Below are 26,760 nucleotides of genomic sequence, written 5' to 3' on the forward strand. Positions count from 1 at the left end.
GGGAAAAATATTTTTATAGTAGTTATTTTATGGTTAGGGATTTAAGTGATCAGTGATCGGTAATCGGTAAAAAGAAAGCCAGTAGCCAAAACAACTAACCTTAAGATTGTCTCACCTGATCGGGAACACCAACAAAGGAGAGATTGGCTAATTTTTTCAGATTTTGACAGCGCAATAACTCGTTAAAATTGAGACTCGATCGCCCCTCAATTTCAGCTATAGTCTCAATAGCCGATAATAAACTTTTAGCAGCCTCGGTTTCCGTGTAACCGCGTCTAACGGCCACTTTTAGGGCGGCTTCATCCGCGTCTAATTCCCGTTGGGGGCTGCGTTTTTCCCGCCAAATCCGGTTAATTGCCAAGGCAGTTAAACCCCCCGCCACTGCCATACCCACGGCATCGGTTTGTAGGGTTTCCACGGTTAAACCGATGATACCAGCCAGAGCAATTACTCGATCGAGATCGGGTTTAAACCATTTTACTGCCGTTAAAACACAGACGGCCCTTAACAAGACTAAATCCCGTTGGGATCTTGATAATTGCCGCCAGAGGTCAAAATTAATTGGAATCGGTCTGACTCCTCTTTGCCAGGGTAGGGGAAAATTAGTTTCGATTACCTTGCTGCTTTCGGGTTTGCTGACAATGCGCGTCATCATCCGTCCCGAAGCAGGCATGAGGTCTAGTAAATGACTAATCTCGTTGTCTTGGTTCATCGATCGCCGGCCAATAGTCTTCAATCATTGAGTATAATCGCTTTCTGAGTTAATATCTCCATTCAGACAATAAAAACTAGAACAGCTAGAGATGGGGGCTAACCCATCCCCAAACTAGACCATTATGCTATTCTTTTTTATACATCACCTCCACCTCGGTATGTACGTTACCCCTGGGATGAAAATCCCCCTTAACTTTCATCTGCAAGGGTTCGCAAGCGGCCACCAAATCATCTAAAATTTGGTTAATTGCTTCTTCGTGGGAAATATAACGATCGCGATAACTATTAATATAAAGTTTAATCGCCTTTAATTCCATCACCTTTTGATCGGGAACGTAGCTAAGATAAATAGTGGCAAAATCGGGATAACCGGAAAAGGGACACTTACAGGTATATTCCGGCAGAGTAATATGAATATCGTAATTTCTGCCAGGGCGTGGATTGGGAAAAGTAATTAATGTTCCTTCGGCAATTTCTCTTTCCCCGTACTTAACTTCAATTTTTTCGGAAGACTGAACCATGTTTTTTTCCTAACTAGACAATGTTTCCTATCATAGCTGGAATTTTCTCTCAAGAGGCGTTGCCGAATCAAGAGATGAATAGTAACTCCTGCATCCTCTTGACAAATTAGCTTAGTACTAGGTTGAAAGAATGCCGAGAAGACAGTTGAGACTGAAAATCAGCCAAACCCAACTTTTCAGGTAAAAAATGATCTATGATTAACCCTAAAGATACTGTAAAACTGGTTTCATGCTCTCCGAGATTAAAAACATAGCCGAGAGTCTCGCACCCCGATTAGTGGAGATTCGCCGCCACATTCATGCGAATCCAGAGTTAAGCGGGCAAGAATATCAAACTGCCGCCTATATTGCCGGGGTTTTGTCTTCCTGTGGTCTATCGGTGCAGGAAGCGGTGGGAAAAACGGGAGTTAAGGGAGAATTGGCAGGAAAAGGCAGTGATCGAAGGATTTTAGCCATCCGGGCCGATATGGATGCCCTACCAATCCAAGAAAGAACCGATTTAGACTTTGCTTCCCGCAAACCGGGGATTATGCACGCCTGCGGTCACGATGTTCATGCTACCGTCGGTTTAGGGGTGGCGATGGTGCTTTCCCGTCTCTCGGAACCTTTGGGGGGAAAAATACGCTTTCTCTTTCAACCAGCAGAGGAAATCGCCCAGGGGGCCAGTTGGATGATCCGGGAGGGGGTGATGCGGGATGTCAGCGCCGTTTTCGGGCTGCACGTTTTCCCCTCGATTCCGGCCCGATCAATCGGGGTTCGTTACGGGGCCTTAACTGCGGCTGCCGACGATCTGGAGATTTTTATTCAAGGGGAATCCGGCCACGGGGCCCGGCCCCACGAGGCGATCGATGCTATCTGGATCGCCTCGCAAGTAATCACCACTTTGCAACAGGCAATTAGTCGGACTCAAAACCCTTTGCGTCCCATTGTCCTCACCATCGGGCAGATTAGCGGTGGTCGCGCCCCCAACGTCATCGCCGATCAGGTACGCATGGCGGGAACAGTGCGATCGCTGCACCCAGAAACCCACGCCCATCTCCCGGAATGGATCGAGAGTTTGGTCACGAATGTCTGTAGCACCTATAACGCAAAATGTCAAGTAAAATATCGCCGGGGTGTGCCATCGGTGCAAAATGACCAATTTTTAACCCGTTTGGTGGAAGAAGCTGGTTTAGAAGCTTGGGGACAGGATCGGGTTTTAATTCTCTCGGAACCCTCCATGGGGGCCGAGGATTTTTCCCTTTATTTGCAACAGGCCCCGGGGACAATGTTCCGTCTGGGAGTGGGTTCTACTAACCTCCTCAATCCCCCCCTTCACCATCCGGAATTTTTAGTGGATGAGTCGGCAATTCTGACGGGAGTGATTACTTTAGCCTACGCGGCCTATAAATATTGGCAAAGGGAAGATTAAACCAGTTTTTCAAGATAATTTTATGGAAATTTGGGAAGATTTAGCTATTATAGCTTGGACAGAATTGCTGCTGGATAGTTATGAACAGTTAATCGGGCGATCGCTTTTACCCTGGATCGGTACTGGCAAAGAACAGAGTAAAATGCTCTTTTATGCCCCTTTTGTGCTAGTTTCCCACGGTACACAAACTAATCCGATCTTCAATTATGGTAATCGCGGGGCCCTCGATCTTTGGGGTTTAACTTGGCAAGAATTATTAGCAACTCCTTCGCGAGCGACGGTAAAGGGGGAGGAACCCGCCCAAGAACGCCAAAAAATGCTAGATTTAGTCAAAAAACAGGGCTATATCAACGATTATCACGGGGTAAGGATCACGAAAAATGGTCAACTATTTCGCATCGAAAAAGCGATCGTTTGGAATATCATCGATCGTGATGGCATTTATTGCGGACAGGCTGCCACTTTTGCTGATTGGATTTTTCTCTGATTTAAGCTGTACTGCCTTTAAACTCCGTCCCCACTTCCCCACTTCCCCACTTCCCCACTTCCCCACTTCCCTCTCCCCGCTTCCCTCTCCCCACACCCCACACCCGTTCGGCTGAGCTCACGGCCGAAGCCCACACCCCACACCCCCACTGTATCGCCCCAATATGACCAACTCAGACCGAATTATTGTTCCTCTCGATGTGCCGGATTTAGAATCAGCGATCGCACTGCTCGATCTGTTGCCGGAAGTCAATTTTTGGAAAGTGGGACTAGAATTATTTGTCAGTAGCGGTGCAGAAATTCTGGCGATTCTGCAAGAAAGACAAAAAAAGAGCTTTCTCGACCTAAAATTCCATGATATTCCCAATACGGTCGCCGGGGCCTGTCGTTCCGCCAGTCGCTATCAAGTGGATTTACTCACCCTGCACGCTACGGCCGGACGGCAAGCGCTGACGGCGGCTAAGGAGGCAATTTCTGACCTGCTATCGCCGCCAAAACTTCTCGCTATCACCGTTTTAACCAGCCTTAACGCCCGCGAATTAGCCCTCGACCTCAAAATTCCCCTAGAACTATCGGAATATGCCTTAAATCTGGCATTATTGGGCAAAGAATCGGGAATTGATGGGGCGGTTTGTTCTCCCCAAGAAGTGGCGCAATTGCGTCGCGTCTGTGGAGAGGATTTTCTCTTAGTTTGTCCCGGAGTTCGTCCCTCCTGGTCAAGTAAAGGGGATCAAAGTCGGGTGATGACTCCGGCCCAAGCGCTTAAAGCTGGGGCTGATTATCTAGTAATTGGACGACCGATCACCGGTGCGGAGGAGCCAAAAATAGCATGGGCAAAAATTTGTCAAGAATTAGCCGACATTTAGCTGTATTACTGGTTATTTTCGGGATTAACTTCCCAGCAGTTAGTCGTCCTCTTTCTAGCTGTCCGGAGGATTTAAATCTTTTAGTCGATCGCCTCTTGTCAGATTTACCCGGTTATGCTAATCGAGTTATTACCCGCTCCCAAATCGATCAAGAATTATCTACACCGGTTTTTGTGATTATTGCCGGTCGTCCCGAATTTGCACCCCTACCTTTAACTGCTAGTCAATATTCCGGTCAAATTGCCGATGACACTCAACAGGTTTTTTTTACGACTTTAGAGCGTCAGTATAGCAAAAATCGCTCTGTCAGCCTCCAGAATTATCACTGGTTATTCTTAACTAAAACTGGGGAAGGATGGCGATTAGTGACGGTTTACAGTCAATTAGCTTCCCTGGAACCCGCTCAAGTCCCCTTACCTCCCCTAGAAACCAGTCAAGGCACCATCGGCCAAGCGGTGCGTCTCTGGCTGCGGGACTGCGAAGCGGGTGCATTGCGCTAAATTCGCTCGGCCAAAACAAAGCGATCAAAACCTGCTAGGTCGTTAATAATCTGAATTTGTCGATAATTGCCCTGATTTTCCAGCATTTGCGCTACTTTTTCCCCTTGACCGGCTCTCATTTCCACTAGCCAAAGGCCTCCTGATCGCAGATAATCGGGAGCAGTGGCCACTAGATAGCGCAGCGCGGTCAATCCGTCTTCACCTCCATCCAGGGCCAAACGGGGTTCATGTTCCCGCACTTCAATTTGTAAGTCGAGGATTTCTGCACTGGGAATATAGGGAGGATTGGACACCATACCGCTAATCTGTCCTTTCCACTTTTCTAAGGGTGTCCACCAAGAACCCTGTTTTAAGATAATTCTGTCGGCAAAACCCGTCTTGATGATATTTTCTTTGGCGATCGCTAAAGCCGTTTGACTGTAATCAATAGCATATATCTCTGCTTTTGTCAAGATACTGGCTAAACCAATAGCGATCGCACCGCTACCGGTTCCCATATCTACCCAGATTCCCCCGTCGTCTCCTCTGACGGTTTCTCCAACAATATCGATTAATAACTCGGTTTCGGGACGAGGAATTAAGACCGCCGGGGAGACTTTTAGGGTAAAATTACGCCAGACCACCGATTCGAGCAAATACTGCAAGGGAACCCTTGATTGCAGGCGTTTTTGCCAGCGTTTAGTAATTTCCGACCAAGAATAACTCAAGGGGATTTTTTCTCGTTCCCGAAAGGATTGTAAGCGCAGGGAAAGATAATCTAAATCTGTCACTGCTTGCAGAAAGATATCCACTTCCTTCGGAGATAGTTGCGCTTGCTCTAAATCAGCGATCGCCTGTTGGCGCCATTGACTTAATTCTTGACCGGAAATACTAGCAGACACAAGGCTTAACGATTGGGGGCGGGGGGATTATTGGTATTATTATTAGGGCGTGGCTGATTTGCCGGCGCTTGGTTGGGAGCATTTTGGTTGCTATTTGCTCGGATAAAATCAATCGTTTCTTGGCTAGGATAGAGGAGAATTTTAGTTAAAGCTTCATCGTTACTTTGTTGTAGGGTGGCGATGACACTTTCTAAGGGAATAACATCAATTTTCACCGTGGCTGCTTCGGCGGGATTAGCTTTTTTATATTGTTCTACCATTTGCAAAGCGGCGGCTTTTTCAAAGAAGAAAGGAATAAAATCCTGATTATTGCGACTGATTACCAGAAAATTACTCTCTTTTCCCGCTTTCGGCACAAATAAAGGTACACCACCTTGATACTGTTGACCTCTTTCACTGAGCAGTTTTTTCGCCGATTCTACTTCCGACTCTTTGGGAACAAAATCGATAATTAAACGATTTTGTTCGGTTTGACTGGCTTGCATTTTATAGACTTGTGCCAAAGAAACAGCCTGAACTTTAACTTTGCTGGCCACTTCAGGATTCTCTTTTTTCAGTCGTTCAAAAAAGTTTTGTGCGTCCTGCTTACTAATAAAAACCCCCGTGAATTTCTGTTCTTTTTCTCCCACGGCAATTAAGGGGACTCCTTGATCATCGGCAATAGCGAAGACAGGTACAGACTGCAAGGTTTTGACGATTTGTTCTTCCGGTAAAGCGAGTGCTTTAGAATAGCTGCCCAGCAGCGAAGTCAACATTGTCGTTCCCACTAAACTAAGAGTTGCCGTCCAACGAATGAGAGATTTCATCAAAATAATTACCTCGTTATTACTATTAACCAATATTTGCCGTTAATCTGAACTATATAGCCTATTTGACTCCTCTGATCAGGAGTTTTCTGATGAATAACCAGCCACGAAAGTTCCCTTTATTGGCTTGGTTCTGAACTATCATAGCTAAAAAGATCCATACTTGGTGAGATGAGGTGGCAGCAGCAGACCAGAAACAGGGGCAATTTATGGGCTGATCTAGGGAATAATAGGGATTAATTAGATTTTTTAAGCTAAATTATCCGAAAAAATCGCTTTAGCTCTGATTTAAGCTTGCTTTTGCCCTAATAAGCACCAACTTAAGATCAAAAGGCATCCTCTTGATCTTGGCACTGCTAATGACTTTCCGAGAGATGGTGCGGATGGGCGATCGCTAACCGCAGCCATTGGTAGGAAACTAGATTTAAAATCAGTCCGATGATCAATAAAATTGCCATGAGAGCGATTTGATACCAAGCGATCGGTCTGACCAGAAGATCAGCGATGAGATGGGCTAAATTTAAGATAGAATAGAGAATTGTTAGCCAGAAATGGGTTTTTCTCAAGGAGCGACTTTCGCTAAAATTGACCCCGATAATCGCTAACATTGGCAACAAAAAAAAGAGCAACATTCCCCAGAAAATCGGATCGAGATTGCTAGTTTGATGACTCTCGACGATCGATTGACCATGGAAGAGCGGCATTAAACCCAGTTGGGTGTGAAATAGGGTTCCCAAGAGGAATGTTGTCCAGAGAGCGGCAATTTTTTCGGGATATTTCGCTGTTTTCACGGTAATTATCCTCGGAATTAGTTAAATAAAAGCTCGGGCTAGGTGAGAAAGTATTCTTAAATTTTTCCTAATCACTACATTCCAGAAAAAGTTGCTGTATTTAAAAGGTCAATTTAAGTCTGAATGGCATCACTATCTGATCCATCGAAGTCTCACTCCGAAGTCTCACGGCCGAAGCCTGACTCCTCACCTAACGGAAGATTTTTGATTTTTGCAAGAGGTCTAATGTTCATTTGACTTAGACTAATAGGCAACCATGTATATTATATCCCATGCCGCAATTTCTCTATATTTAATAAATCTTGACATTCCTCTCACCAACTAGCGATTCAGATTTTGGAGTTTTTGGGGACTTCCAGGGTTTTGATCTCTCGAATGATAGGAGCGAGTGCTGCTAAATCAGCGACTGCTTAGAGTGTAATAACGAATCGGCTTTTAATAGTTTGATAACTCCCAATCTAACTTTAACTTCCCACTATCCTATAACTTATTAAACAGGATTTAGTATTAGGTTGATTTTGCCAGGGCCAGCCAATGGAGGTTAAAGATTGCTTGATAGATGGGATTATGGACTTGCAGGCAGCCCCGGTCTTTGATCACTAACCCCGATAAAAGTAACTCTTTTTCTGGGGGGCTATCCTCGGCAATCACCTCTTTTTCCCTTAAAATCCGTTCATAGAGTCTTAGGAGCAACTGGGAGCGACGACTGTTGAGGAGCCGATCGCGAATAGTCCGTAGATGTTCCGGTTCATCCTGAGCCTCCCAATTGTCAATGATCTTCTTCTGTACTAAGTCCTCAATCCAGGAGGCCTCACTATTGGGGGGAATCGGCGAGGTGGCGGTGCGAATTAACTGACAGAGTTTTTGGGTCAGAAAAGGTTGACCGTTTGTCCAGGCAAAGACTTCTTTTAAGACAGTTTGCGGGTTACTGACTTTCTCGGCCAATCCGCGCAGTAAAGGCTGGGCTTCGTGTTCCTTAAAACCCTCCAATTGAATCGAATGACCGATATTAAAAGGAGTGATTTGGTGGTCAGTAATTAAATCGGAGGGGGTGACAACACCGAAGAAAGCGAAGGTCAAACGCCGATAGAGCGGGTTAAAACCACGCTGGTTATAGCAGGAACGAATCAGGGCAAAAAAGTCATTAACCGCAAAATTTAAGCCTAAAACGCTATCGATTTCATCGATAAAAATCGTGATCGGTTTCGGGGGAGAACCTTCTACTATCCCTACTTCCAGCAATAACACCTCTTCGATAAATTCGCCCAAGCGCTGTACTGCCGAGACATCTTCCCGTTCTTGCCACCAAGCTTTGAGATTGACCCTTTTGAGCAGGCCAAAACGTCGTCCTAACTCGAAGGCTATCCCCTTGTACCATTGGTCGGGAGTGACATTTTCACTGCCGATGCGGGTTAAATCAATGGGAGCGCAACAGATGCCCTCGTGTTGGAGGTGATCGATCATGCGTACCATTAAACTAGACTTACCCATTTGACGGGGATTGAGGACATAGCAAAAATCGCCGCGTTTGAGGGCTTTATAGAGATAACGGTCGGCGGCGCGGACCACGTAGGTGGGGGCATCCATGGGTAAACTGCCCCCCACTTGGTAGTCAAAGGTGCTAGATTCTTCGGTACTTCTGAGCAGTTCATTTTCAAACAGTAATTCTGCTTGGGTGGCCTTGAGAATTTCTAGGGTTTGGCTGAGTTCTAGGGTGCGCTCCTGCACTTTCTGTTCTAGGGTGCGGCTATACTCGGCTAATTCTTCGGTAAAGCGAATCCGTTCCGCTTCCGCCTGTTTTCGTTCGGTAATATCGGTAAAAGCGGCGATCGCATATATAATTTCTCCTTTTTCGTCAAAAACGGGCGTGGCATACACTTCTAGGGGAATAATCTTCTCTCCTTGGTGAATTTCTAGATCATCCACCGTGTTTTTTTCCCCCTTTAAAGCTCGGACAATCGGCTGGTCTTCGGTGGGATACAATCGATTGGTTCCAGCTTGATATAACTGATAGGTTTCCCCCAACTGATTAGCCGTGGTGATATTAACTATCCCTTTTCCCAAAATCTCTTGGGCGGTTTGATTGGCATAATAGGGTTGACTGCCAGCATCGAGGACGAATACCCCCACCGGCATGGCTTCTAAAAATTGCGCTAGTTGTCTCTGTTTGGCTTTGATTTCGGCGTAGAGTTTGGCGTTAGTAATTGCGATCGCCGCTTGGCTGGAGAGCAGTTGCAGCACTTCCAATCTTTCTTGGGTAAAAGCCCCAACGGTGAGATTATTTTCTAGATAGACAATTCCCCGCAGTTGTCCTTGGTCGAGGAGGGGGGAACAGAGCAGCGATTTGGTTTGATGGGTTTTAATATAGGGATCGTTGCTGAAACTGCCCTGATGGGCAGCATCGTCATTAAGCACGGTTTGACCGCTCCGGGCTACATAGTTAACAATTGAGACGGGAAGATGTTCTTCGATCGCATTAGATTTAAAGACTGTCACCCCATCTTGCTGCACTGAACCAGAGGCCTTGATCGATAGTTGTCCGCCGCTTTCTAGGATAAGATAGCCCAGCTGCGCCCCAGCATTTTCGATGAGAATTTTCATCAGGGTGGCAAGTAATTGATCTAAAACTATCTCGCTAGAAATGGCTTGGGATGCCTTCATAATCGTGGCTAAATCTAACAGATCTCCCGAATGACTAACTGAATTTTTTCTGGTGGTAGTTCTCCTAGTTTCGGTCGGGGAATTGGAACCATAATTATGGACTATTAACTGAGAATAGCGGCTTTCTATATCTTTGACTTTAGCTGTTGCTCCCCAAAGAGAATAGAGATAAGCAGCTTCATTGATGTAGGTTTTGGCAATTTTTACTTTACCCCAATCGAGATAGAATTTCGCCGCTAGTTCGTTAGCTAGTGCCTCTTCATTAATGTATTCATTTTCCTTGGCTTTAGCGATGGCTAGATCGTAGTTTTCTATGGCTTCTAGATAGGATTGCTGCACCCGATCCTTTTCCGCTTGCACTAGATAAAATTTATGGAGATAGTTAGGGGGTGCTTGATTAGCCCATTCCCACAGCTTTTTCTGATTATTCGTCACCCGTTCTAATACTTGCTGTTGTTGGTCATTGTCCAGATGATTATAAATAGCTAAATGGGCGAGGGAATCATAGAAATTATGCAGAGAAATCAAGAAAGTGGCGGTAGCTCCTCCTAGATAATTTTGGGCTTGATTAGCATTTTCAATGGCTTGTTTGTACTGTCCAAATAGATAACAAAGGTATAATTTATTGACAAATAAAGCACAGAGACCGTAAAGATCATTAGCCTCTAGATGGTACGGTAACATAAGAGTTTCTTGATAGTATTGTCCTTCTAAACGGCTGGGATTTTCCGAGCGCCCCAGCAGATTTAAAACTGTTTGTCCGTAGATTTTTAGATAGTTGCGGGGGTTTTCTTGTTTGAGCTTAACAAAAGCCAGATCATAGTTAGCTATTTCTCCAGCTAATTCTGTTAATTCTTGTCCGATAAAAGCGGAATGAAAACAGTAAAGATAGGCGCAGATCGTTCCGTAGTAGAGATCCCCCATTTCTAAACCGGTTTGATAGGAAGATTTTAACAAGGACAGGGAATTTTTAATCGGTTCTTTCCAGATACTAATAGTGGTGGAAAAGACGGCAATTATTTTCGGCATCAGGGCTTTGGCATGAAATTTATCGGCAATGTTTAAAGCCAATTTTCCAAATTGATAACCCGTTTCCCAATCTTCTAAAAGACCACAAAGAATTAAGCCATAATTAACATAAGTAAAAGCCGCTAGATAACTATTGCCGTACTCAATTGATAAGTTAACCTGTTTTGATACTAGGATGGGTAAAAGATGAGGAGCGGCAATAAAAACAGGAGAAAATATAGCACTTGCTATCTTCATTACTGCTAATTTTTCTTCTTCATTTATCTGCGGTAAATTAATTAAATCTTCGATATTTTTACCCGCTAATTTTTGTCGAGTTTTAGTGAGTTCTTCCTGGATAGCTGATGATTGTAAGGATTCAGGAATCTCGAAATCTAAGCTTTTGAGGACAGATAAGCCAATTTGTACCGCTTTTAGTTCGTGATTTTGGGAGTGATAAGCTTCGATGATTACTTCATAAACTTTGATTTTATCTAGGGTGGTTTTTGCCTGTTTTAATACGAGATTAGCCCAACACTGCATCTGCTCAAAATCCCCACTTAAATAGGCGATTTCTGTGGCTTCAGAATAAATATCTAAAGTCAGTTGATAGTTATTCTTCCAGCTTGCTTTTTTGAGAAGTTTTTGAGCGATTTTAATATATTTTAAGGCTCCAGTTTGGGCATTAGCCGCTTTGGCTTTTCGGGCTGCTAGTAAATTCAAGTTAGCCACTAACTCCCGTTCTTTTTCATCGCTAATTAGTTGATAACCAAGATTGAGATGATCGACTATTTTAAAAATCTTTTCCGATAATTCGTTGACAGAACTATGCTGCCAAAGTAGGCGACCAATTTTTAGATGAATTAAAGATTTTTGGCTGTCTTCAATGAGAGCGTAGGCCCCTTGTTGAATACGATCATGAGCAAATTTATATTCTTGAATCAGTAATTGTTCATCTAATTCTGAGAGGGGAATAATTAAACCAGCTTCGCTACTAGAAGTTAAAATTGGTAAAAGTTCTGGAGGTAATTTTTCAGAGATTACTGCCAGAATATTTAAATTAAATTCTGAGCCAAGACAAGCTGCTAAACTTAAAATTTCCTGGGTTTCGGGAGGTAATTTCTGCATTTTACCCATCATAAATTGAATCAGATTGTCGGTACTGCCAATCCTTTGAATTTGGCCGAGATGCCATTGCCAATAGCCCCTATTATTATCGGTTTTAGTGGTTGTTTGCTGCCCTGGTTGGAAAAATAGCAAATTTTCCCAGTAGATAGTTTTGAGAAATTCATTGACAAAAAAAGGATTACCGTGGGTTTTTTGCCAGACTAAAGCGGCCAAAGATTGCACATATTCCGGTGAATGATTTAATGTCTCTGCAATTAACTGATTGACCTGTTCAAGCTCCAGAGGTCTTAAAATAACTTGATTGATAATTATGCCCCCCTGCTCTAATTTATCGAGGGTAGCACTTAGGGGATGGGTGGAATTAATTTCGTTACTGCGATAGGAACCAATTAAAAATAAATAGTCCATATCGCCATCGAGCATAATTAATTCTATTAACTGGAGACTAGCCAAGTCTGCCCATTGCAAATCATCGAGAAAGATGACTAAGGGATGTTCTGGGGAACAAAAGACCCGAATAAAATTTTTAAAGACTAAATTAAAGCGATTTTGAGTAGCGATCGCTCCTAATTGTAACACCTCTGGTTGTGGACCGATAATTAATTCTAATTCGGGAATCACATCAATAATAACCCGTGCATTCGCCCCCAAAGACTTGAGGAGTTTTTGTCGCCATAGTTGCAGTTGTGGCTGACTTTCCCCCAAAAGTTGCTTGACGAGATGAGTCAGAGCGCTAATCACGGCAGCATAGGGAATATCGCGCTGAAACTGGTCAAATTTACCAGAGATAAAAAAGCCGCGTTTTTCAGTAATTGGCTGATAAATTTCCTTAACTAGGGTGGTTTTACCCATGCCAGAATAACCCGTAACTAGCATCAGTTCGGTGTGAGAGGAGTTTTTATCCGCCGTGGCTACCCGTTGAAAAGCGGCGAGAAGAGTGGCGATTTCTGCCTCCCTACCGTAGAGTTTTTGGGGAATTTGGAACTGATTGGCTAGATCTTGCCTAGCGATAACAAAATCATCAATTTTACCCGTTTTTTCTAGTTGTCTTAAACATTCTTCTAAATCTGCCCGAATACCGTAGGCACTTTGGTATCGTTCCTCGGGGGTTTTAGCCATCAGTTTCCTGATGATTGCTTCCACCACCGGGGGAATTTCCTCCCTGACGAGACTATTAATCTCCAAAGGTTGTTTAGCCAGATGACAGTGAACTAATTCCAAAGCATCTTTAGCCCGAAAAGGTAATTGTCCGGTGAGAAGTTCATAGAAGCTAACGCCCAAAGAATAAAAATCCGTGCGGTAATCGAGACTGCGATTCATCCGTCCGGTTTGTTCGGGAGAAATATAGGCTAAAGTCCCCTCCAGGACGTTGGGATTTTTTAGCCCGGGATTTTCCCGCCGCAGGACGCTGGCAATGCCAAAATCGATGATTTTAATCTGTCCGGTTTCGGGGTTAAGAACTATATTGGCAGGATTAATATCTTTGTGAATAACCTTGGCGTTGTGAATTTTCTCTAAATTAGCCACTATTCGGAGTGCAAGGCTTAAAAAGTCCCTTAAGGCTAGAGTTTTTTTGCCCTCTAGCCATTTTTTTAAGGATATACCGCCGAAATCTTCCAAAATAATCACGGGAGTTCTGCGGTAGGTTTCTAAACCATAGGCTTTAATCGCCTCCTCGAAGTTCAGGCCGCAGATGGTTTTATACTCCTGTTTGTAATGGGTTAGTTCTTGGGCGGTGGGATATTCTTGCTTGAGGATTTTGAGGATAACCGGTTGATTATCGGCGGTGCGAATGGCCCGATAGACTTCTGAGTTAACGCTTTCGTAAACCTGGGCAAGAATGTCGTATCCTTTGAGAACAATCATTTTTTTACTTGGCGATTGTAAACGGCTGCGGGTCTCCCCAAGAAAAATTCTACGGGAACCAAGACAAGACTTCGCAAGGCTGACAGAAATCGATTTACCTGTGAGACGGAAGGACGGGGAGAAGGGACCACCTGCTCGAAATACTCGGAATGCAAGGTCAAACCAAAGTGAACATCTTCCGGCAAACTCAGTTTAGCAATCGGTCCGTCCTTGAGATTGTCAGGGTTAAATAACCAAGCTTCTAATACTTTGGTCGGGGTTAAAACCGTCGTCAATAGATAGCCCTGTTCTTGGGGAATAAACTGAATGCTATCCAAAATATAGCCATCGGGACAAACATAAAAATCCAGTAGTTCCCGACCTAAATGTGATACATGAGTATCACTGGCATTTTTTTCTTGCCTAATCTGTTCAGTTAACTGATTCCAATCCTTATCGAAGGGAACCTTGGCTAATACCGAGGGCAAGTCATGACAGGGAAGTTCGGCATCGCTGAGGATGCGATTACTTTGGTCGCGACAATCCATATACTGACGACGACAAATTAATTCGCGCACATAACCGAGATAAATTTGATAAACGGCACTGTATCCCTGTTCCGATTCCCGGGGGTCGGCGGTGTAGAGACTGGTACAGAACCAACCCGGATGGATGAAAGCTTGTTCGCTCATCACCCTGGCATCTTCGATAACCACTTTGCGCAGCACTCCGACGTCAAAGGAAAACATCCAGGGAATGCCGTGGTATTCGGGAGGATAACCCTGACCGGTAAAATGTTGGATATCGTCTTTTTCGATCGCTTCGGTTAAACTAATAGTGGCATTTTGGATGGCCACAAGCTGAATTTGACCGTTGATACTATGGTAATGACAAAGGAAGTGATAACTGTCGCCATTGAAGGTAATTAATCGCGAGGGAACGGTGGTTTCTTCTTCCTTGAGATCTTGACGGTTAACCAGATAAATTTGAGTTTTTGGATAGGTTTCTTCAGGCTTAATTCTGATACCTAATAGTTTGGCTACTCCCATCTGAAAAGGCATATCGGGAATCATGATATAATCTTCGGTGACGATGACCGAATGGGGACTACCATCGAGGATAGTTCCCTGTAGTTTCCAGGGTTTAAGTTTTTTTTGTTGATCCCAAAGAACAATATACACCGATTTATCTAAATCTTTTAACATACCTCCCGATATAAGTTTTAGCTTTAATTCACAGGTGATAAATTCTTGGGTCTTTTTGTCGTAGAAGGGGTGAGCGGTATTTTCTAGGACTGGGAAAACAGACAAAGGCACGGAAACAATATGTTGGTCAAAATAACCAATCGGAGTGATAGTATCCAGGGAAACGGGGTCCACTTCCCAGTAACGTCCAGCATCGGCGGTGAGAATTAATCTGGTTTCTTCTAGTTGTTTATCTTCGGCAACTTTTTCTAGTTTAACCATAGCAGTATTCGCTATTTCCGAAGAACCTAAAATGCTGACCACTGCGGGAAAAGTTGCTTGACTAATATTAAATATCGGTAAAACTTTTCGCCAAAAACTATCCCAAGTTTTTAGTTTTTTACTGTGAACGTTAACTTGATTATTTTTGCCTTGCAAGTCCCATTTAATAATTACACCTTCGCCGGAGAACAAATGACGGTCATTTTTTCTATGAAAAGGACAGACGATAAAAACGTATCCCGACAGATTTTCCGGCCAATGTCCCTCGGTAACTGTGGCGACTGCTTTATATAAATTGTTCTCATCCGGTTGACCGAGTTGCGAGCGACTAAAATTACTAACGTTGACAGTATTTTGGACAGTATCTTTGATTGACATATTCATAAGTAGGGTTTGCGGCAAAAAGTTTGTTGGTGGGGTTAGGAGTCAGGAGATAGGAGCCGGTCGTCAGGAGATTATTTTATTTATTCCCCCCACACCCCACACCCCACACCCTCACTGATAATTGATTACTGTTTACTGATAACTGATAGAGGATTTCACCTCTAAAAAATAGCGTCGATACAATTCATAGCCTGGTACTACTTTATCTCCCGATTGTTTGAGTAGCCCCATACTGCTGAGTTTGTAAGCGAGAATTGGGTCTAATTGTACTGGTTCCACGGCGCTCATCACCCGATCGAGGGCTTTTGCTAGTTCAGGCTGTTGTTCTAATACTGCCCAATGGCGCCGCAGGTGATGGGCATAGATCCCCGTGACGGAGGTGGCACCGGTTAATATTTGCGTCATGGTTATTTCCTCCCGACTGAGATAGTAGAGGGCGGTTTGCACCAAAGCTGGGTGTCCTCCCACTAACTCCATCAATTGTTGGACTTTTTCCTGATTTTCCCAGGTGAGTTGATAACGTTGGGCTAATTTTAATACCTCCTCCAGACTAAAATGACTTAGCTGTGCGGGGAATCCGACGTTAAAGGGGGATTGATTGAGCTGCAGGGGAACATAAATTTCTGTGGAATGGACGACGATAAGACGGAGTTTTTGCCAGATAGGTAGGGTTTTGGATTCTTCGTACCAAGAACGCAGCAGCGGTAAAAAATCCTTGGCCACTTGGGGATGTTCAAAAATCTGATTAAGTTCATCAAGAGCGAGAACAATGGGCGCGGTAATCGATTCCAGGAGATAGTCTTGAATGTAAACCGTACAGCTAATCTTGCTGCCTAAATCCTCATCCCAATACTCATCTAATTGCGGTTTTAACTGTAGTTGACGGGCGGCATTGGCACACAACCAGCGCAAAAATTGGTTTAAATCAGCCAAAATCGCCTGGTCCACCTGTTCTAAGTTCAAACTCACCGTGCGGTAGCCTTGCTGTTTAGCAAAATCGAGCATTCTCAAAAGTAGGGAGGTTTTGCCCATTTCTTTCGGGGCCTTTATCCGCACTAAAGCCCCCGGTTTCTTGATTTCCTGCCTTATCTGTTCTTCGAGGGGAAGACGTTCTAAATAAAATGGGGAACCAAGGGGAACAGCCCCATTAGGATAGGGGGGCAATGTGTCCAATTTTTCGCTCTTGGATGCAGAATTAACCGGAATTTTGTCTTGAGGGGGTGTTTTTAGCTCAAAATTCAGGGCGGCGATTTCTTGCCAGTCGAGGGATAATCGACGACAAATTTGTTCAAAAGTGGCTTGTTCTACCGGTTTACCGGTCAGGAAGTTGCTGACAGTAGCCAGACTAAATTCAGCTTCTTTCGCTAAGGAGCGTTGACTGCTAAAGCCCTGCTTTCTCACGGCTAATTTAACTTGATTGAGGCAGTGTTGTTGTACTCTTAGACGGCTCGATAGGGAATCTCTCATAAGAATTAGGGGTGTGGGGTGTGGGCTTCGGCCGTGAGCTCAGCCGAACGGGTGTGGGGAAGTGGGGGAATGGGGAAGTGGGGGAATTGAACTAAAACCCCAAAACCCCAACCCCCAACACCTAAAACCTGTCTCCTGTCTCCTGACTGACTTGAAAATGACAATGTGGTCACAAAACCACGGCAGTAGATGGCTGAAGTCAGGAAAAGGCGACAGCCCAACTCGGAAATATTCTAGACCAATTTAAGAGACAACCAGAACAGGCTCAAGAGTAACTTGATAACCAAGCTTCTCTAAACGTTTAACCAGACGTTTTTTCACAAATTTCTCGGTCAAACTGGGCAATCGTCTCGTCAATACTGTCAATCAGACTTAGTAACTGGGCGAGAATAAATTGCTGACCGGGACGCACCCGACCAGAGAGTGCTTCTACCAGCAAATCCTGTTTTTGCCGCAGTCTTCCTTAGGCTAAGGCGGCCATCACTATACTACCAACACAGTTAAGGCTATTTGCGGGGAACAGTAGTCTGTCCTCTGGGGATGATGCCAAATCCCGTCATCATATTTCATTTTATTGCCAGCCGACACTCGACGAGCGATAACTAATTTTTGATAAGCTAAGAGACAGTAATTATAATTTCGTCGTCAATCCTATGATTTTGCCAGGTAGTACCGTTCGAGTCACCAATCCCGATGATACCTACTATAAATTTGAAGGTTTAGCCCAGCGTTTAAGCGATGGGAAAGTGGCCGTTCTTTTTGAGGGGGGCAACTGGGATAAGTTAGTCACCTTTAATCTCTCGGAATTAGAAGAACTAATTATTGCCCCAGCTAAAGGCAAAAAATAACCATGCGTCCACCCTTACCGCAATTGGCCACGGATAACCGCCATCCCGATCATATCGCCGAAGTTATCGAGACGACGACCACCGAGTTTTTAGCGCAATGTTTGGAACCGGAGGAGTTAAACTTCCCTTTTATGCCTGCTTTTGGTAGTTGGGTAAAAGCCTACGATGAAGAAACGGGTAATAAGATTTTTGGGATTGTCACCTTTGCCACCACTGCCCCGATCGATTCGGTACATCGTGCTAGAGCTTTGGGGTTATCTTTGGCTGAATTGCGGGAACAACAGCCGCAGATTTTCGCTATGTTAAAAACGGAATTTCGGGCAACTATTGTCGGTTTTGAAACCCTATCAGGACAATTTAATGGCAATGGTTCCGGTCGAGGTTATATCTATCAATATATTCCTCCCCGCCCCCCACAAATTCATCAGGCAGTTTATCAATGTGAGTCGTTAGAAGTGGTTTATTTTAGTGAACAATTAGACTTTTTAAGAATTTTATTACAGGTCAAAAATACTCCCGTGGAAGCTTTGGCAGCTGCTTCTATCCGTCAGATGTATCAATTGCGTCAAGCCGATCGACAATGGTTAGTGAATGTGGGCAGACAGTTAAGTGTTTTACTTAAAGATGATTATGATCGCTTGCGTTATATTCTCAGTCAAATTCATATTAGTCCTTAGATGATTCGGCGTTGCTGATTTTAATTATGAATTGTCTTCTGAGCAATTCTTCAAACTCCAAACCAAGTTAACTTGTGGATACTTTGTACAATTAGCATTCATATCTGGATTGCTGCAAAACTGATAACTGATAAATGGACAACTCCTATTCTCAATTAACCGAAGACTTGCTGAAATTGGTGCAACATTTGCCCCACTTAAAAGATGGCAAATGGATTCAAAGATCTCTGGAAGCAATAGTCAGAATTGCCGAGGAGGAAATCGATCGCCTCGATTGGAAAATTTTAACCTATGCGATCGAAGATCTAGAAAAGGGATTTCAGGTATTTTACCCCTACCGTCACATTCGTAAACTGACCATTTTTGGCTCGGCACGCATCAAACCCGAGAGCAGTGAATACCGTCTCGCAGTAGAATTCGCACGTTGTATTAGTCAATACGGTTTTATGGTGTTAACCGGCGCTGGGGGTGGCATCATGCAGGCAGGGAATGAAGGCGCCGGCCGGGAAAATTCCTTCGGATTAAATATTCAGCTACCCTTTGAACAGGGGGCTAATCCTTATATCATAAATGATGCCAAATTAATCGATTTTAAATATTTCTTTACCAGAAAACTATTTTTTCTGCGGGAAAGTGACGCAGTAGCTTTATTCCCCGGTGGTTTCGGCACCCAAGATGAGGCCTTTGAGACGCTTACCCTCTGTCAAACCGGTAAATACGGACCTGCACCCCTAGTATTAATTGATGAGCCTGATGGGGATTACTGGCAAACTTGGCAAGAACAAATTAGTGAAAATCTGCAAAAAAGAGGACTGATATCCGCCGAAGATCGGAATTTTTATACTATTACCAACGATCTAGACCACGCTTGTCAAACAATTCGCCACTTCTATCGGGTGTATCACTCCAGCCGTTTTGTGGGAGAATCCTTTGTTATTCGTCTTAATCACGAACTAAGCGGGGAACAGATCGAACAAATTAACCAAAACTTCGGCGATATCGTAGTTAAGGGCAAAATCGAACCCAGTCAAATTCTAGAACGAGAGAATCGGGATTCCAGCCACCATTTACCCCGTCTAGTTTTTTACTTTAACGGCAAGAGTTACGGACGCTTGTATCAATTAATAGATCACATCAACGATTTAAGTCCTGTAGTGACCCTCGAAGAGCATCCCGAGAGAAAATAAACTCTAGGCCAGAGTTTCCGGACAGTATCCTAAACCCTTAGTAAATTGTTGCCGAAAAGCCTCTATATCTTGCTGATCCGGGGTACCATGGGACACGATCGCCACTTGGTAACGACGCATGACATCAATGGGGGATTGTCCTGTTTCCAAACTCCAAAAAACCATCTGGAGCCGCATTTCCGGTTGATAGGGAATCCCTAACTCATTCATGTAGGCGCGAAAATCCCCGTGTTGGCAAGGAGTAAGCATTTGATTAAACTTGACCTTGACCACCCAACCATTAATCTGATGGATAACCGTCATGACGGAGGAGGGTAGATGAGTCATCGATCGCAGGTATTCGGTGACTCGTAGCGTTAAACTAGCGTTAGCAAGAAAATAGAGATAGTCCATAGTGGCCGCTGGGATGTTGGCTAAAAGTCACGATTAGTGTTATATCTCTAGTCTGACGATAAACCGTTCCAGATACCAAGGGGAGAAATCCCCGATTTAGTGAAGTTCGCCTGGGTAGGATTACCCAACTTTTGCGAAGATCTTTATGATGATAACGACGATGATCCCTGACCAATCACTCTCCAGCTACGACTATCACCTTCCTCCGGAGTTAATTGCCCAAAATCCCGCAGAACCCCGAGACAGTTCCCGTCTTTTGGTAGTAGATTCTCCTAATAGTCATAATTTGGCTATTTTTCGGGATTTACCCACTTGCTTAGAGCCGGGGGATTTGCTGGTTTTCAACGACACTCGCGTGATTCCGGCCCGTTTATTTGGCCGTAAAACCACGGGCGCACCCATAGAAATATTACTATTGGAAGAACAGGATGACCATCGTTGGTTATCCCTAGTGAAACCAGGAAAACGCTTTAAAGTCGGTTCAGAAGTCCTTTTTTATCCGAAAACAGGGCGAACGGAAGACAAAGAAAAATTATGGCTAGCGAAAGTAATCGAGCGAGATCTGAACACCAGTGGTCGTCTGCTAGAATTTCAACGTCATCCCGGACGCAGTTTTTGGGATATGTTGGAGGAGTACGGTCATATTCCTTTCCCCCCCTACGTCACCGAATCGGAGGCGGAAGAAGACCGTTATCAAACAGTTTACGCTGATAAACAGGGTTCTGTGGCCGCTCCCACGGCTGGATTACATTTTACTCCCGAATTATTCCATAAGCTCGCCCAGAAGGGTATAGATACCGCCTATATCACTCTTCATGTGGGAGTGGGAACCTTTCGTCCCGTGGAGGTAGAAAATATTACAGAACACCTAATGCACCAAGAATTTTTGCAGATTTCCGCCGAAACTGCCGAAAAAATCGCCCAAACAAAGGCTAGAGGTGGCCGGGTTATCGCCGTGGGGACCACGGTAGCTCGCGCCTTGGAAGGGGCAATTAAAGAAAGTAAGAGCGATAAATTAACCGCTTTTCAGGGAAAAACCAATTTATTTGTCTATCCGGGTTATCAATGGCGAGTTATCGACGGCATGATCACTAATTTTCACCTACCCAAGTCCAGTTTGATGATGTTAGTCAGTGCCTTAGTCGGACGGGAAAGACTACTGGCATTGTATCAAGCAGCTATCCAAGAGCGTTTCCGTTTCTATTCCTTCGGTGACGCTATGTTAATCCTACCCAGCGCTCGCAGCAGTAATCGGTAAGTAGTTGGACAAAATTACATTTATACCCTAGAAAGAAGGAGGGCTAGAATTGCGGAAAGGGCAACAGGAAAGGGGAAAAATATGTATAAGCGGCCCGCGCATCTAAATTGGTCTAGGTCGATTATCGAACCACCTCTAGCCTGTTGTCTATCCTAACCAAGAAATGAAAAGAAAAGACATTAAAATCGGTCGCCGCTATTCTAGCAAACCCCTGCAAATATTTTTAATTATTGCCTTCATCGTCGCCGCTCCCTTTGCTATTTTTTATCTTATTGCCTTGGCTTATCTTTGGCAAGGCGATCGACTTTTGGCCGCGGGGGAGAAGGAATCGGCTCTGTCTGCTTACCAAACAGTTTTATCTTTTCACGAAAATTCAGTCCAAGCCCATATAAAAATCGCTCAGGTCTTGCAAAGTCAAAAACGCTATTCTGAAGCCTTAGAAGCCTATGATCGTGGTTTTATCATTAATGATAAACCAGCGATGGAACCCTCCCAAAGTAATTATTTAGTCGCTTTGGGAGATATCTTCGCCCAAGAGGAAAAATGGTCAGAGGCGATCGATGCCTACCAAAAAGCAATTATCATTAAACCAACTTTTAAAGCGCAATTTCAGCTAGGAAAAGCCCTCTATAGTTTACAACGTTGGGATGAGGCGGCGAAAGCTCTGCAAGCAGCGGTTTTTCTCGATCCTAGTCAGGGAAAAGCCTATTTTTATCTGGGAAATGCCTACAGTGAACAGCAACTCTGGCAAGAGGCCAGTTATGCCTATGAGCAAGCTCTAGAATTGACACCTAGTCAGGGTGAAATCTACAAAAAATTAGGAGAAGTACTAGGAAAACAGGGAAAATGGCAGCAAGCAGAGCAAATATATCGACAGGCTTTAGTTTACGCCCCTAAAGATGGGGATATTTATAATTATTTAGGTAAAGCTTTAGCGGAACAGGGAAAACTAGGGGAAGCGATGGCAGTTTTTCAACAGGCACGCCAAATTAGCCCCAAAAATGCCAATATTTACGAGAATCTCTGTTATACCTATATCAATAGCGGTCAGATCGATGAGGGTCTAAATTGGTGTCGGCAGGCCGTAGAAATTGATCCCAATTTATCAGAAGTTAGATTTATTTTACAGGAAATCCAACGGGGAAGATTAATTCACGACAATCCCGAATTATTAAAAATGCCAGAGATAATTCCCAGTGTTAAGAGTGATCCTCTGGTGAATTTAAAACGCTCAATTGTTAAAATTATCGTGCGCGGCAAAAATAACAATGGTATCGGCACGGGTTGGTTATTAAAACGAGATCAAGATAGAGCTTGGATCGTGACTAATCGCCATGTGGTCACGAATTCCCGTCAAGAAGTCGATGCAGGGGCCCGCATTTTTGTGGAGTATTATAGCCAACCACCCCAGGGAAAAATACGCAAGCGTTCAAAAGCTAAAATTCTCCACACTACCCCCCCTGACGACTGGCTCGATTTAGCAGTATTAGAGGTAAAAAATCCCCCCCCAGACTTAAAACCTTTAGCTTTAGCACCGCTACCAATTGCCCCTAATCAACCAGTAATCTCGATCGGTAATCCTTTTAATCAAAAAGATTGGACTGTCAGCAAAGGCACGGTTAATGATAATAACGAAAAATCCTTAAGTTTATCCATGTTTGTCGTTTCTGGACAGTCGGGAAGTCCAGTTTTAAACGATAAAAATCAAGTGGTGGGAGTGATTTCGAAAGCGAGTTTATTTTGTGATGATCCCTCTACTCCCAAACCCCTAGAAAATGCCGTTAGATTGGGCTGCGGTTTCGCAATTCCCATTGACATAGTGCGAGAAAGGTTAAGGGAGTGGCAATTATGAATTGGGAAGTGGGGAAGTGGGGAGTGGGGAACTTTTTCAGTTATCAGTGAACAGTAATCAGTAATCAGCTTCTGAAGGCAAGAGGCAAAAGAAAGAATCTGGCAATTCTCCTACCTAACAAGAAGGTTATAAACTAAGTACATCAAAGCTTTTAGCTTAACAAATTAGGTTTTAGTTTCGGCCTTTGTTATTAGTTATCAGTGGATAGTGATCCTAAATCCGGTTATTAAAAACTGATTATTTATTCCCGTTTGCATGAGTGCCTCTTGCATGACTGCCTCTCCGCATAACTAGCTTGTACTCAACGGATTTAGTATGATTTATCACTGTTTACTGTTTACTAAGTAGCTGGTTATAATTAAATTAAAAATGGATTTTAGGTTCGATCCCCCCTTAGTCCTAGGGTTGATTCATAGTAGGGTTGATTCATGAATCAACCCTACCCTTAGTCCCCCCTTGATAACGGTGGTGTCTGATAATTTTTAACGCCTACCTACTTATTTACTGTTTACTGGTTACTGATAACTGTTTACTGGTCACTGATAACTGATAACTGGTCACTGATAACTGATAACTGCTATGCTACTCTAGGCAGAAAACCATTTGATCGAGAACACCGTGGCCAATCAAGAAGCAACTTCCCCCGCTATTCGTACCCCCTTATACGACCTAATTGCCCAACAAACCAGCAAATTTACCCCTTTTGCGGGTTGGGAGATGCCGATACAGTTTAGCGGCCTAAAAATCGAACATAATGCTGTCCGCAATAGTGTCGGGATGTTTGACATTTCCCACATGGGCAAATTTATCTTAACTGGAGATAATCTGGTTCAATCTCTCCAAACCCTAGTTCCCTCTAATTTAGCCCGTTTAAGGGCAGGAAAGGCACAGTATAGCGTTTTACTCAACCCGGACGGTGGCATCATCGATGATATTATCTTTTACTACCAAAGCGAAAGCCAAGGCGTATTAATTGTTAATGCCTCAACCACCGATAAAGATCGAGAATGGATTTTAGGCAATTTAGAGGGATCGGGGGTCAAATTAAAGGATTTATCGCGAGAAAGAGTCTTAATCGCCCTGCAAGGACCCAAGGCGGCGACAATTTTACAGCCCTTGATCGGGGAAAAATTAAGCGATTTTGGGCTATTTAATCACTGGGAAAGCCAGCTTTTCGGGGAAAAAGTTTTTATCGCTAGGACCGGTTACACGGGAGAAGATGGTTTTGAAATTATGGCCCCCCCTGAAATCGGGCAGCAACTTTGGACAGAATTCTTAAATTTAGGGGTGACTCCCTGCGGTTTGGGGGCCAGGGATACCCTGCGTTTAGAGGCAGCTTTAGCCCTTTATGGACAGGATATCGACGATAGCACGAGTCCTCTAGAGGCTGGCTTAAATTGGTTGGTTCATCTGCCAGAAAAAGGCGATTTTATCGGTCGCAATGTCCTTGAAGACCAAAAACTTAATGGTGTGAATCGGCACTTGGTGGGATTGCAGATGTCCGGCAAACATATCGCCCGTCACGATTATCCGGTAGTATTCGCTGGGGAAGTGGTGGGTAAAGTCACCAGTGGCACTTTATCACCAACTTTAAACACAGCGATCGCTTTAGCCTATCTTCCCACACCTTTCGCCTCGATCGGACAGGCGATCGAAGTGGAAATCCGCGGCACCACCTACCCCGCTACCGTCGTTAAAAAACCCTTTTATAAAAGTAAAAAGTAAAAAGGTGATCGAGGTTAGGTGGCTTTTCAGTGAACAGTAATCAGTAATCAGTGAAGAGAAAACGGCAACTGCTAGATAACACTGTCCACTTAAAACTCAAATCTGATAACTGATGACTGATAACTGATAACTGAAAATGCAATCCCTAGACTTTACCACCCTCAGTGCCACTTGTGCCGAAATTGCCGCCACTTGGCTGCCAGCCAGACTAGAACAAGTGTATCAAATTGATCGCCAAACGATCGCCCTCCATTTACGAACCTTCGATCGCAAGGGATGGTTAATTATTTCTTGGCATCCCCAAGGAGCGCGGCTGCATATTGGTGATCCACCGCCGAAAGTCCCCGATACCTTCACTTTTAGCGATCAATTGCGTCATCAACTCAATGGTTTTGCCCTGACAAAATTAGCATTTGTTGCCCCGTGGGAAAGAGTCATCGATCTGCAATTTGCCCAACGTCCCGATGATCCGGCTCTGTGGCATTTGTATATAGAAATTATGGGCAAATATAGCAATGTGATTTTAACTGCGGCTGACAATCAAATTGTCACCGTTGCCCATCAAGTCAATGCTACCCAGTCTAGTGTTCGCACCGTACAAACGGGACAAATCTATCAACTACCCCCCGTTTTATTGGCAACAGATCCCAGTTTAGAAGAATCCTTGCGCAGTTGGCAAGCTAGGGTTAGTTTAATCCCTAAAACTATCGAAAAACAGTTAGTTAGTACCTATCGTGGTGTTAGTCCGGTCATCGCTCGATCGCTGTTGCAAAAAGCCAAGATTAACCCGAAATTAAACACGGATCAGTTAGATAATACTGATTGGGAAAAGCTCTTTTCAGCTTGGCAAGAATGGTTAAAAATGCTCGAAAATAAAACCTTTCAACCGGGATGGACAAGAGAAGGTTATACAGTTATCGGTGGGGAGATACTGGCAGCGGCTAAAAATGTCCAAGAATTATTAAACCGTTATTATAGCGACCAAATTAATCAAGAAAGCTTTCGACAACTACAGCAAAAATTAAGCCAAAAAGTCATCTCTTTACTGACTAAACTGCAAACTAAAGCGGCGGGATTTCAAACAAGACTAGCAGAATCTGCTCATGCTGATCGCTATAAAGAGCAAGGGGATTTATTAATGGCCAATCTGCAGCAAATACAGCAGGGTATGACTAGCATTACTTTGGCAGATTTCCAGACAGGAAACCCTGTAATTATTCCTCTTGATCCCGAAAGAAATCCCGTACAGAATGCCCAATATTTTTATAAACAACATCAGAAATTAAAAAGAGCGCGGTTAGCGGTGGAACCTTTATTAGAGGAAGTGGTCAGTGAAATTAATTATCTCGAACAAGTGCGATCGAGTTTAAGTCAACTAGAGAATTATAGCAGCGGCGAAGATTTAGAGGCATTAGACGAGATACAAGAAGAATTAATCCAACAGAAGTATCTAGAAAGCAATTACCAGCGTAATCGGACGAATAACAAAGAATCCGAACCCATGCGCTTTACTACTCCCTCTGGAATAGAATTATGGATCGGCAGAAATAACCGTCAAAATGATCGGCTAACTTTTCGTAGCGCCAGCGATTACGATATCTGGTTTCATAGTCAAGAAATCGCTGGTAGTCACGTTTTACTCCGTTTAACTCCCGGTACAGTTCCAGAAGCCGCCGATCTGCAATTTGCCGCCGATTACGCCGCTTATTATAGCCGCGCTCGCCATAGTGAACAGGTTCCCGTCGTCTATACCCGTCCCAAATACGTCTATAAACCCAAGGGCGCAAAGCCAGGTATGGTGGTTTACAAACAGGAAACGGTAATCTGGGGCTGTCCTCAGAGGGTTGAGGATTACCGCAAAAAATAATTTTTTACCAAATTGTTT

General features: G+C 44.0%; 21 protein-coding genes. 11 read left to right on the plus strand and 10 right to left on the minus strand.

Translation table 11 applies throughout. The features are described from left to right. Positions 1–100: 100 nt before the first annotated feature. Both IM462_RS02065 and queF read right to left on the minus strand, forming a co-directional pair. Positions 101–712 (minus strand): DUF3318 domain-containing protein, encoded by a 612-nt coding sequence (locus tag IM462_RS02065; RefSeq protein ID WP_104397241.1) that lies wholly within the window; start codon positions 710–712, stop codon positions 101–103. A gap of 127 nt (positions 713–839) precedes the next feature. After that, the gene (queF, locus tag IM462_RS02070) at positions 840–1,235 is read right to left on the minus strand and encodes a preQ(1) synthase (RefSeq protein WP_287700390.1); all 396 of its coding nucleotides are present in this window, start codon (positions 1,233–1,235) and stop codon (positions 840–842) included. A 229-nt stretch (positions 1,236–1,464) separates the two neighbouring features. Here queF and IM462_RS02075 point away from each other — a divergent pair, with 229 nt between their 5' ends. The 4 genes from IM462_RS02075 to IM462_RS02090 all read left to right on the plus strand — a co-directional run bounded on the left by IM462_RS02075 (position 1,465) and on the right by IM462_RS02090 (position 4,498). Beyond that, on the plus strand, positions 1,465–2,646 hold the full coding sequence (locus IM462_RS02075; RefSeq protein ID WP_287700392.1) for a M20 family metallopeptidase: 1,182 nt from the start codon (positions 1,465–1,467) through the stop codon (positions 2,644–2,646). A gap of 22 nt (positions 2,647–2,668) precedes the next feature. Then, positions 2,669–3,133: an MEKHLA domain-containing protein gene (locus IM462_RS02080; protein ID WP_287700394.1), complete on the plus strand. Its 465-nt coding sequence runs from the start codon at positions 2,669–2,671 to the stop codon at positions 3,131–3,133. Positions 3,134–3,296: 163 nt separating this feature from the next. After that, complete coding sequence (gene pyrF, locus IM462_RS02085) at positions 3,297–3,998, plus strand: orotidine-5'-phosphate decarboxylase (protein WP_287700395.1); 702 nt, start codon at positions 3,297–3,299, stop codon at positions 3,996–3,998. Further along, positions 3,962–4,498, plus strand: a complete 537-nt coding sequence (locus IM462_RS02090; protein ID WP_287700396.1) for a hypothetical protein — start codon at positions 3,962–3,964, stop codon at positions 4,496–4,498. The genes pyrF and IM462_RS02090 overlap by 37 nt, the downstream gene beginning before the upstream one ends. Here the strand turns inward: IM462_RS02090 and prmC are convergent. The 7 genes from prmC to IM462_RS02125 all read right to left on the minus strand — a co-directional run bounded on the left by prmC (position 4,495) and on the right by IM462_RS02125 (position 17,374). Next, complete coding sequence (gene prmC, locus IM462_RS02095) at positions 4,495–5,379, minus strand: peptide chain release factor N(5)-glutamine methyltransferase (protein WP_287700398.1); 885 nt, start codon at positions 5,377–5,379, stop codon at positions 4,495–4,497. The two genes, IM462_RS02090 and prmC, sit on opposite strands and share 4 nt — an antisense overlap. 5 nt (positions 5,380–5,384) lie before the next feature. Then, a complete protein-coding gene (locus IM462_RS02100; RefSeq protein ID WP_287700472.1) occupies positions 5,385–6,185 on the minus strand; it encodes a Tic22 family protein in 801 nt (266 codons plus the stop codon). A 356-nt stretch (positions 6,186–6,541) separates the two neighbouring features. After that, a complete protein-coding gene (locus IM462_RS02105) occupies positions 6,542–6,976 on the minus strand; it encodes a hypothetical protein (RefSeq protein ID WP_287700400.1) in 435 nt (144 codons plus the stop codon). A gap of 507 nt (positions 6,977–7,483) precedes the next feature. After that, complete coding sequence (locus tag IM462_RS02110) at positions 7,484–13,639, minus strand: AAA family ATPase (protein WP_287700402.1); 6,156 nt, start codon at positions 13,637–13,639, stop codon at positions 7,484–7,486. Then, on the minus strand, positions 13,636–15,468 hold the full coding sequence (locus tag IM462_RS02115; protein ID WP_287700404.1) for a carotenoid oxygenase family protein: 1,833 nt from the start codon (positions 15,466–15,468) through the stop codon (positions 13,636–13,638). Before IM462_RS02115 ends, IM462_RS02110 begins: the two co-directional genes overlap by 4 nt. 132 nt (positions 15,469–15,600) lie before the next feature. After that, the gene (locus IM462_RS02120) at positions 15,601–16,935 is read right to left on the minus strand and encodes an AAA-like domain-containing protein (protein WP_287700406.1); all 1,335 of its coding nucleotides are present in this window, start codon (positions 16,933–16,935) and stop codon (positions 15,601–15,603) included. 301 nt (positions 16,936–17,236) lie between these two features. Beyond that, on the minus strand, positions 17,237–17,374 hold the full coding sequence (locus tag IM462_RS02125) for a hypothetical protein (RefSeq protein WP_287700408.1): 138 nt from the start codon (positions 17,372–17,374) through the stop codon (positions 17,237–17,239). Positions 17,375–17,588: 214 nt separating this feature from the next. Here IM462_RS02125 and IM462_RS02130 point away from each other — a divergent pair, with 214 nt between their 5' ends. The 3 genes from IM462_RS02130 to IM462_RS02140 all read left to right on the plus strand — a co-directional run bounded on the left by IM462_RS02130 (position 17,589) and on the right by IM462_RS02140 (position 19,647). Continuing rightward, positions 17,589–17,783, plus strand: coding sequence for an NAD(P)H dehydrogenase subunit NdhS (locus IM462_RS02130; protein WP_002732940.1), 195 nt, complete (start codon positions 17,589–17,591; stop codon positions 17,781–17,783). Between the two features lie 2 nt (positions 17,784–17,785). Beyond that, on the plus strand, positions 17,786–18,460 hold the full coding sequence (locus IM462_RS02135) for an HAS-barrel domain-containing protein (protein ID WP_002740888.1): 675 nt from the start codon (positions 17,786–17,788) through the stop codon (positions 18,458–18,460). Between the two features lie 134 nt (positions 18,461–18,594). Then, positions 18,595–19,647 (plus strand): LOG family protein, encoded by a 1,053-nt coding sequence (locus IM462_RS02140; protein WP_287700410.1) that lies wholly within the window; start codon positions 18,595–18,597, stop codon positions 19,645–19,647. Between the two features lie 3 nt (positions 19,648–19,650). Here IM462_RS02140 and IM462_RS02145 read toward each other — a convergent pair whose 3' ends face one another. Continuing rightward, complete coding sequence (locus IM462_RS02145; protein ID WP_002733765.1) at positions 19,651–20,040, minus strand: hypothetical protein; 390 nt, start codon at positions 20,038–20,040, stop codon at positions 19,651–19,653. Between the two features lie 160 nt (positions 20,041–20,200). On the opposite strand from IM462_RS02145, the gene queA reads away from it, so the two are divergent. From queA to IM462_RS02165, 4 genes are all read left to right on the plus strand, one after another. Further along, positions 20,201–21,298 (plus strand): tRNA preQ1(34) S-adenosylmethionine ribosyltransferase-isomerase QueA, encoded by a 1,098-nt coding sequence (gene queA / locus IM462_RS02150; RefSeq protein WP_287700474.1) that lies wholly within the window; start codon positions 20,201–20,203, stop codon positions 21,296–21,298. Positions 21,299–21,461: 163 nt separating this feature from the next. Then, entirely contained in the window at positions 21,462–23,150 is a 1,689-nt protein-coding gene (locus IM462_RS02155) for a serine protease (RefSeq protein WP_287700412.1), read from the plus strand. 618 nt (positions 23,151–23,768) lie between these two features. Then, positions 23,769–24,875, plus strand: coding sequence for a glycine cleavage system aminomethyltransferase GcvT (gene gcvT / locus IM462_RS02160; protein WP_287700476.1), 1,107 nt, complete (start codon positions 23,769–23,771; stop codon positions 24,873–24,875). A gap of 136 nt (positions 24,876–25,011) precedes the next feature. Continuing rightward, entirely contained in the window at positions 25,012–26,742 is a 1,731-nt protein-coding gene (locus IM462_RS02165) for an Rqc2 family fibronectin-binding protein (protein WP_287700414.1), read from the plus strand. Positions 26,743–26,760 lie beyond the last annotated feature (18 nt).

This window comes from Microcystis sp. M144S2 (genome assembly GCF_020246065.1).
Taxonomy (GTDB): domain Bacteria; phylum Cyanobacteriota; class Cyanobacteriia; order Cyanobacteriales; family Microcystaceae; genus Microcystis; species Microcystis ichthyoblabe_A.

What these genes read in the sequence shown, in the direction of transcription:
- IM462_RS02065 (WP_104397241.1), bottom strand. Translation starts at nt 712, where the DNA reads ATGAACCAAGACAACGAGATTAGTCATTTACTAGACCTCATGCCTGCT.
- queF (WP_287700390.1), bottom strand. Translation starts at nt 1,235, where the DNA reads ATGGTTCAGTCTTCCGAAAAAATTGAAGTTAAGTACGGGGAAAGAGAA.
- IM462_RS02075 (WP_287700392.1), top strand. Translation starts at nt 1,465, where the DNA reads ATGCTCTCCGAGATTAAAAACATAGCCGAGAGTCTCGCACCCCGATTA.
- IM462_RS02080 (WP_287700394.1), top strand. Translation starts at nt 2,669, where the DNA reads ATGGAAATTTGGGAAGATTTAGCTATTATAGCTTGGACAGAATTGCTG.
- pyrF (WP_287700395.1), top strand. Translation starts at nt 3,297, where the DNA reads ATGACCAACTCAGACCGAATTATTGTTCCTCTCGATGTGCCGGATTTA.
- IM462_RS02090 (WP_287700396.1), top strand. Translation starts at nt 3,962, where the DNA reads ATGGGCAAAAATTTGTCAAGAATTAGCCGACATTTAGCTGTATTACTG.
- IM462_RS02100 (WP_287700472.1), bottom strand. Translation starts at nt 6,185, where the DNA reads ATGAAATCTCTCATTCGTTGGACGGCAACTCTTAGTTTAGTGGGAACG.
- IM462_RS02110 (WP_287700402.1), bottom strand. Translation starts at nt 13,639, where the DNA reads ATGATTGTTCTCAAAGGATACGACATTCTTGCCCAGGTTTACGAAAGC.
- IM462_RS02115 (WP_287700404.1), bottom strand. Translation starts at nt 15,468, where the DNA reads ATGAATATGTCAATCAAAGATACTGTCCAAAATACTGTCAACGTTAGT.
- IM462_RS02120 (WP_287700406.1), bottom strand. Translation starts at nt 16,935, where the DNA reads ATGAGAGATTCCCTATCGAGCCGTCTAAGAGTACAACAACACTGCCTC.
- IM462_RS02130 (WP_002732940.1), top strand. Translation starts at nt 17,589, where the DNA reads ATGATTTTGCCAGGTAGTACCGTTCGAGTCACCAATCCCGATGATACC.
- IM462_RS02135 (WP_002740888.1), top strand. Translation starts at nt 17,786, where the DNA reads ATGCGTCCACCCTTACCGCAATTGGCCACGGATAACCGCCATCCCGAT.
- IM462_RS02140 (WP_287700410.1), top strand. Translation starts at nt 18,595, where the DNA reads ATGGACAACTCCTATTCTCAATTAACCGAAGACTTGCTGAAATTGGTG.
- IM462_RS02145 (WP_002733765.1), bottom strand. Translation starts at nt 20,040, where the DNA reads ATGGACTATCTCTATTTTCTTGCTAACGCTAGTTTAACGCTACGAGTC.
- queA (WP_287700474.1), top strand. Translation starts at nt 20,201, where the DNA reads ATGATCCCTGACCAATCACTCTCCAGCTACGACTATCACCTTCCTCCG.
- IM462_RS02155 (WP_287700412.1), top strand. Translation starts at nt 21,462, where the DNA reads ATGAAAAGAAAAGACATTAAAATCGGTCGCCGCTATTCTAGCAAACCC.
- IM462_RS02165 (WP_287700414.1), top strand. Translation starts at nt 25,012, where the DNA reads ATGCAATCCCTAGACTTTACCACCCTCAGTGCCACTTGTGCCGAAATT.